The 5,838-nt window shown below is 55.7% G+C and carries 6 protein-coding genes; all 6 read left to right on the forward strand.

What is annotated here, in order from left to right; translation table 11 throughout:
- Nucleotides 1-166, forward strand: a 166-nt coding sequence (locus CBG25_RS00870) for a transposase domain-containing protein (protein WP_290603847.1), incomplete at its 5' end; no start/stop codon positions are given.
- 120 nt (nt 167-286) lie between these two features.
- Entirely contained in the window at nt 287-910 is a 624-nt protein-coding gene (locus CBG25_RS00875) for a hypothetical protein (protein ID WP_290603837.1), read from the forward strand.
- The gene (locus CBG25_RS00880) at nt 907-2,343 is read left to right on the forward strand and encodes a phage tail sheath subtilisin-like domain-containing protein (RefSeq protein ID WP_290603839.1); all 1,437 of its coding nucleotides are present in this window, start codon (nt 907-909) and stop codon (nt 2,341-2,343) included. The genes CBG25_RS00875 and CBG25_RS00880 overlap by 4 nt, the downstream gene beginning before the upstream one ends.
- Nucleotides 2,344-2,386: 43 nt before the next feature.
- Entirely contained in the window at nt 2,387-2,911 is a 525-nt protein-coding gene (locus CBG25_RS00885) for a phage major tail tube protein (protein WP_290603841.1), read from the forward strand.
- Between the two features lie 24 nt (nt 2,912-2,935).
- Complete coding sequence (locus tag CBG25_RS00890) at nt 2,936-3,259, forward strand: phage tail assembly protein (RefSeq protein ID WP_290603843.1); 324 nt, start codon at nt 2,936-2,938, stop codon at nt 3,257-3,259.
- Nucleotides 3,260-3,380: 121 nt separating this feature from the next.
- Nucleotides 3,381-5,819, forward strand: a complete 2,439-nt coding sequence (locus CBG25_RS00895; protein WP_290603845.1) for a phage tail tape measure protein — start codon at nt 3,381-3,383, stop codon at nt 5,817-5,819.
- Nucleotides 5,820-5,838 lie beyond the last annotated feature (19 nt).

Genomic DNA, 5,838 nt, shown 5'->3' on the forward strand with positions numbered 1-5,838 from the left:
AGCGGGTGCTCATGCAAGTGCGCTATTGTACAGCCTGGTGGAAAGTGCACGTATCAATGGTCTTAACCCGTACGATTATCTTCTGGCATTGCTGACGTCGCTAAAATCCCCTGATGAAGATATAGACTGGAACGTACTGCTGCCCTGGAAAATTACCTTACCTTAAACCACGCTACCTATCTCTGTGTGGTTCCAATGACGCTTACGTTTGTACAGGACTGGCCGCACGAGGCCTTACCGCCTACCCGGGAAGACATCATGAAGACAGAAAATAACGAGGTGGCTTATGGCGAAGTTTCGCTATAACGGTGAGTCCCCGAATGGGGCAGCCCTGCGTTTGGCCGATGGCCGTACCCAGGATGTGATGTTTTATCCCGGTCAGGTGGTGGATGTGCCGGTCGATCATGCGTTTATTGTCTCGCTGGAAGCCCAGGGCTATCTGACCTTTCTGGGATTCGATTATCCCGATACACCGCCTGAACACCCCAGGCCACTGACCGATTTTGAACAGCGATCACTCGCCGCCAAACACCCGACTGGCACACTGGCCCGTTACCGTTATGACGGCCAACAGATGAACGGGGCCGCTTTGCGCTTACCGGATGGCAGCATCCTGGATGTGATGTTCTGGCCGGGTCAGGAAGTCACCTTGCCGATGGATAACGATTATGTGCTGGGGCTGGAAGCGCAGGGCTATTTGACCTTTCTGGGTAAGGAAGCAGAGCCCCCCGTCGCACCGATCGTGGCTGCACCGTTGGCACAGGCAATCACACCGTCTGGCGACACGGTGGCGCTCTCCCCTGATGAGACCACCACCGTGAAAAAACCGATGAGCACATCGTTCGCGATGACCGGCAGAAAACGCGGAAAAGTGCCAGCAGACACAAAAAGTAATGAGGTCGCCCCATGAGTAGAGAAAACCATCACGGCGTTGATACGCTGGAAATCGAACACGGGTCACGTCCGGTCAGAACCGTTAAATCGTCGGTGATTGGGCTGGTTGGTACCGCGCCCAAAGGCCCGATCAATACCCTGACCTTGTGTACATCAGAAAAAGATGCGACGCAGTTTGGCGATGAGCGAAGTGGATTTAGCCTGCCACACGCCTTGCGCGCCATTTATGACCACGGTGTGGGTACCGTTATGGTGGTCAATGTGTTTGACCCCAAAACCCATCAAAAAGCGATCAGCGCCGAAAGTGTCACTTTTGATAGCACGTACCACAGTGCCACGCTGAGCCAGTTACCGGTAGGCGATATCGTAGTAAAAAGCCTCGATGGGCAGACCCCGTTTAAGGTAACGACCGACTATACCGTGGCCGCCGCAACCGGCAAAGTCACCCGTGTCACCACGGGTGGCATTGCGCAGGGGGCCACCGTCAGTGTCAGCTATAACACGCCGGATGTCTCAAAAATCACCGCTGCTGACATTTTAGGCACCACCAATGCCGCCGACCAGCGTACCGGGATGAAAGCGCTGGAAAATGCCGACAGCCTGTTTGGCTTTCGCCCCAAACTGCTGATTGCGCCCGGCTTCTCGCACCAAAATGCGGTGGCGACCGCCATGATAGTCCTGGCCCACCAATGTGAAGCCATCGCCTATATTGATGCGCCGGCCGGGACGACGTTTGCCCAGGCAATAGCCGGACGGGGGCCACAAGGCACCATTAATTTTAATACCGCCTCTGACCGGGTACGCCTGTGTTATCCGCAGGTCAAGGTCTATGACAAGGCGACCAACCAGAATCGCCTGGAGCCGTTATCCGCACGCGCGGCGGGTCTGCGGGCCAGGGTTGACCGAGACAAAGGGTTCTGGTGGTCCTCTTCCAATCAGGAATTGATGGGCATTGTGGGGATTGAGCGTCCGTTAAGTGCACGTATTGACGATGCCAATAGCGAGGTCAATCTGCTTAACCAGAATGGCATTACCACGGTGTTTAACCGCTTTGGGAGTGGATTACGCCTGTGGGGCAACCGCACGGCGGCCTGGCCGACCGTGACGCATCTGAAGAATTTTGAAAATGTGCGGCGCACCGGGGACATGATTAATGAGTCTATCCGTCATTTCAGTCTGCAATATATTGATCGCCCGATTAATCAGGGGCTGATTGATGCGCTGACCGAATCGGTCAATGGCTATGGTCGTCGGCTGATTGCCGATGGCGCGTTGCTGGGCTTTCACTGCTGGTATGATCCGGCGAACAACACCAAGGATGCGCTTAGTCTGGGGCAGTTGAAACTGAATTACAAATACACCCCGCCGCCGCCGATGGAGCACCTGACCTTTGAGACGGAAATCACCGATGAATATCTCACCTTTCTGAAAAGTGGGGTCTCCGTATGAGCGTAACGCACTGGGTCAATAAGACAACAATAAGGAGCACATCATGGCGGGCAATGCACTGCATTTTATAACCAATGCCAACGTCTACCTGGACGGCAATAGCCTGCTGGGTCGGGCAAAAGAAATCAAGTTACCGGAAATCAACGTGGTGCAGCAGGAGCATCAGGCGCTGGGAATGATTGGCAAAATTCAGCTGCCTGCCGGGTTTGACAAGCTGGAAGGGGAAATTCACTGGACCAGCCTGTATGAAGAAGTGGCGCTGCGCACCATCAATCCCTTCAAGGCGTATCCGCTACAATGTCGCGGTAGCCTGCAGCGCTATAACCCGGCGCAGGGTCGTCAGGATGAATTACCCGTCGCGGTATTTATGACCGTGATGTTCAGTAAAAATAGCCTGGGCAGCTTTAAGCAGCATGAGGTGCCGGAGATGAGCAGCAGTTTTACCTGCAGTTATATCAAGCAAGTCATGGATGGCCAGGTGCTGTTGGAGCTGGATGTGATAGCCAATATTTTTAAAATCAACGGTGAAGATATACTCACCGATTATCGCGCCAATCTGGGCGCTTGACAGTGACAGGGAAGGAGCAACCCCATGACAGAGCCTTTACATTATAGCTTGCAATACCCTTATGCCCTGGGCAGCGGTGAAATGCTGACCCGGGTCACTTTAAGCCGGCTCAAGGTCAGTGACATCAAGGCGGTACGCCGCTTAAGTGAAAACGTCAATGACTGGGACAGCCTGCTGATTGCGCGCATGACCGGCCTGATACCGGAAGATATCGACAATATGGATTTGGTGGATTATCAACAGTTGCAAAGCCACTTTCGCCAGTTTGCGGGGCTGGATGCAGTCGCCGAAGGCGCTGCGTCAGGCGCAGGCCCTGTTGGCGAGATGGTTTCGTTGGCAGCCGAGTGAGCTGGATGCGCTGACCGTGGTGGAATTTGAAGACTATTTACAGGAAGCCGCGGCGCAAATCCGGCAGGAAGTTGGGCAAAACGGTACCCGTTAATCAGCGGTAATAAAAGCAGGGGGCGCGGTGTCGAGCACATTTTCGATTGGGGTAGTGATTAAAGGCGCGGTAGCCGGTGCTTTTCGCTCGGCGATGGGCGACTCCCGACGCAACCTCAATCACTTAAGTGAAACCACCCGTCGCCTGCAATCCCGCCAGCAGCAACTGACCCAGGCGGTAACCCGCTACGGTCATTTGGGCGCACAGGCCGCGCGTAACCTCAATAGTGAGCTGGGTCGGGTGGGCCAGACACTTTCCCGTCTCGAGCAACAGCATCGCCAGTTACATCGCACAATGATGGCCAGTCAGATTGCCGGGCAACAACGACACGCCCTGATGGGGCAAGGGCTGGCGTTAGGGGCGACCACGGCAGCAGCGGTGGGCGCGGTCGCGCCGTCTGTCAAGCAGTCGATGACCTTTCAGGATAACCTGGTCGATATGGGTATCACTGCCGGTTACGACGGTGCTACCCAGGCGGCACTGGGCAAGGATATCCGCGCCTGGAGTCAGCAGTACAACCAGACCCAGGCCGATTTACAGGCCGCAACCAGTACGCTTATTGGCAATAACATTGACAGCCTGGACGATATTCGCGCCTACCTGCCCCACATCGCTCGGGGCGCAACCGCCACCCGCACCTCCGCTGAACTCTGGGCGCAGGCGGCGGTGACCACCCAACAGTCACTGGGCATTGCGGCGAAAGATTTTGCCGCGGTACAGAACATCATGGCGCAAGGAGGCAAGGCCGGGTCATTTGAAATCGCTGACCAGGTGAAGTGGTTGCCGGAGCTTGCCCCACAAATGGCCAACGTGGCCCAGGGTAAAGCGGCGGTGGCCGAGATGGTCGCTGCCTTGCAGGTGGCAAAAATAGGCGCGGGGAGCACGGATAAAGCGGCGAACAATTTCAATAACTTTCTGGAAAAACTGTACGCCTCAGACACCAAAAAACGTTTTGGTGATGTCGGTATCGATATTGAAAAATCACTCATGCAGCAAAAAGCGCACGGGATTTCGCCGATTGAAGGGATGATGAATACCCTGCAAACCTATCTGGCGCAAAAGAGTCCCGAAGCGCTGGCGCAATTTAAATCGGCGATGGCGCTGCAGGACAATACTGCGCGCGATAAGGCATTACTGGCGCTGCAGCAGAACTTTGGCCTGGGTGAACTGTTTGCCGATATGCAGGTAATGGCCTTTGTTCGTCCGATGCTGGCCAACATGGACAAGTACCGGCAAATCCGCGCCCAGGCCCTGGCGGCCGCGGACAAGGATGTATTAGGCCGTGACTATAAAAAACGTCTTGAATCACCCATTGAACAGATGAAAAAGTTAGGCATTGCCAGTCAGGATTTGTCGCTGAGTCTCGGTGATGCACTAAAACCAGCGGTAGAGAGTTTAGCCGCCACGGTACTCCCTTATGTGAACGCCGCCAATGCCTGGGTCAAGACCCACCCGCAACTGGTCAGCGGTATCGCAAAAACCGTGGGTGCACTGCTGTTGTTCAAGGGAGGCGTGTTGGCCACAAGGTTAGCACTTAATCTGCTGGGTTCACCGATACGCCTGTTGTGGGGTGGGCTTACCCGGCTGCGTACCGGCTGGTTATTACTCCGCACGACATTTGGCATGGGTGGACGCTTAAGCCGACTGGCGGGCAGTGTGGGACGATTGGGCAAGGTGTTGGCCGGTGGGCTGGTGACGGGCCTGCGCCTGGCTGGACATGCACTGCTGTGGCTGGGGCGGGCGCTGATGTTTACCCCTATTGGATTGGCCATCACCGCAATTGCCGCGGGCGCTTACCTTATTTACCGCTACTGGACGCCGATAAGCGATTTCTTTAAAGCCCGCTGGGCCGAGGTGAAACAGGCGTTTTCCGGCGGTATTGCGGACGTTGGTGCACTTATCCTTAACTGGTCGCCGTTGGGGCTGCTCTATAAGGCGTTCGCCGGGGTGATGGGCTATTTCAACATTGAGCTGCCTGCCAATTTTACCGATGCGGGTCGACAGCTGATTGATGGTCTGGTCAACGGGATTAAAAGCCGGTTAACCGCCGCCAAAGAGACGATTGTCAATTTTGGGGAGAGTGTTTCAGGCTGGTTTAAGGAGACACTCGGCATACACAGTCCCTCAACGGTTTTTGCCGGATTGGGGGACAATATTGTGCAGGGCGCGGTGGTGGGCATTACCCGTACCACGCCCGCATTAGCACGTGCCGTCGGCGGCCTGATGCCGCTGATGCAACCACCCTCCCCGCGTGTGCCCAACTGGCCTGATACCCCAATCCCCCCTGCCGGTCAGGGGAAGGCATTTTCAGGCATGCAGATCACCTTTGCCCCACAGATTGTGATAAACGGTCAGTCCCAGGCGGCCCCGGCGGCGTTGCGTGAAGCGCTGGCTATCAGTGTGCGTGAGCTGGAAAAACGCCTGGCGCAGCTGATGCACCAACAACAACGGCGGGACTTTTACTGATGCTGGCGATCCTGGGTGA

It is taken from the genome of Arsenophonus sp. ENCA, from assembly GCF_002287155.1.
GTDB classification, from domain to species: Bacteria; Pseudomonadota; Gammaproteobacteria; order Enterobacterales; family Enterobacteriaceae; genus Arsenophonus; species Arsenophonus nilaparvatae.

Excerpts from the sequence above, each read along its gene's own strand:
- CBG25_RS00875 (WP_290603837.1), top strand. The coding sequence starts at position 287 with ATGGCGAAGTTTCGCTATAACGGTGAGTCCCCGAATGGGGCAGCCCTG.
- CBG25_RS00880 (WP_290603839.1), top strand. The coding sequence starts at position 907 with ATGAGTAGAGAAAACCATCACGGCGTTGATACGCTGGAAATCGAACAC.
- CBG25_RS00885 (WP_290603841.1), top strand. The coding sequence starts at position 2,387 with ATGGCGGGCAATGCACTGCATTTTATAACCAATGCCAACGTCTACCTG.
- CBG25_RS00890 (WP_290603843.1), top strand. The coding sequence starts at position 2,936 with ATGACAGAGCCTTTACATTATAGCTTGCAATACCCTTATGCCCTGGGC.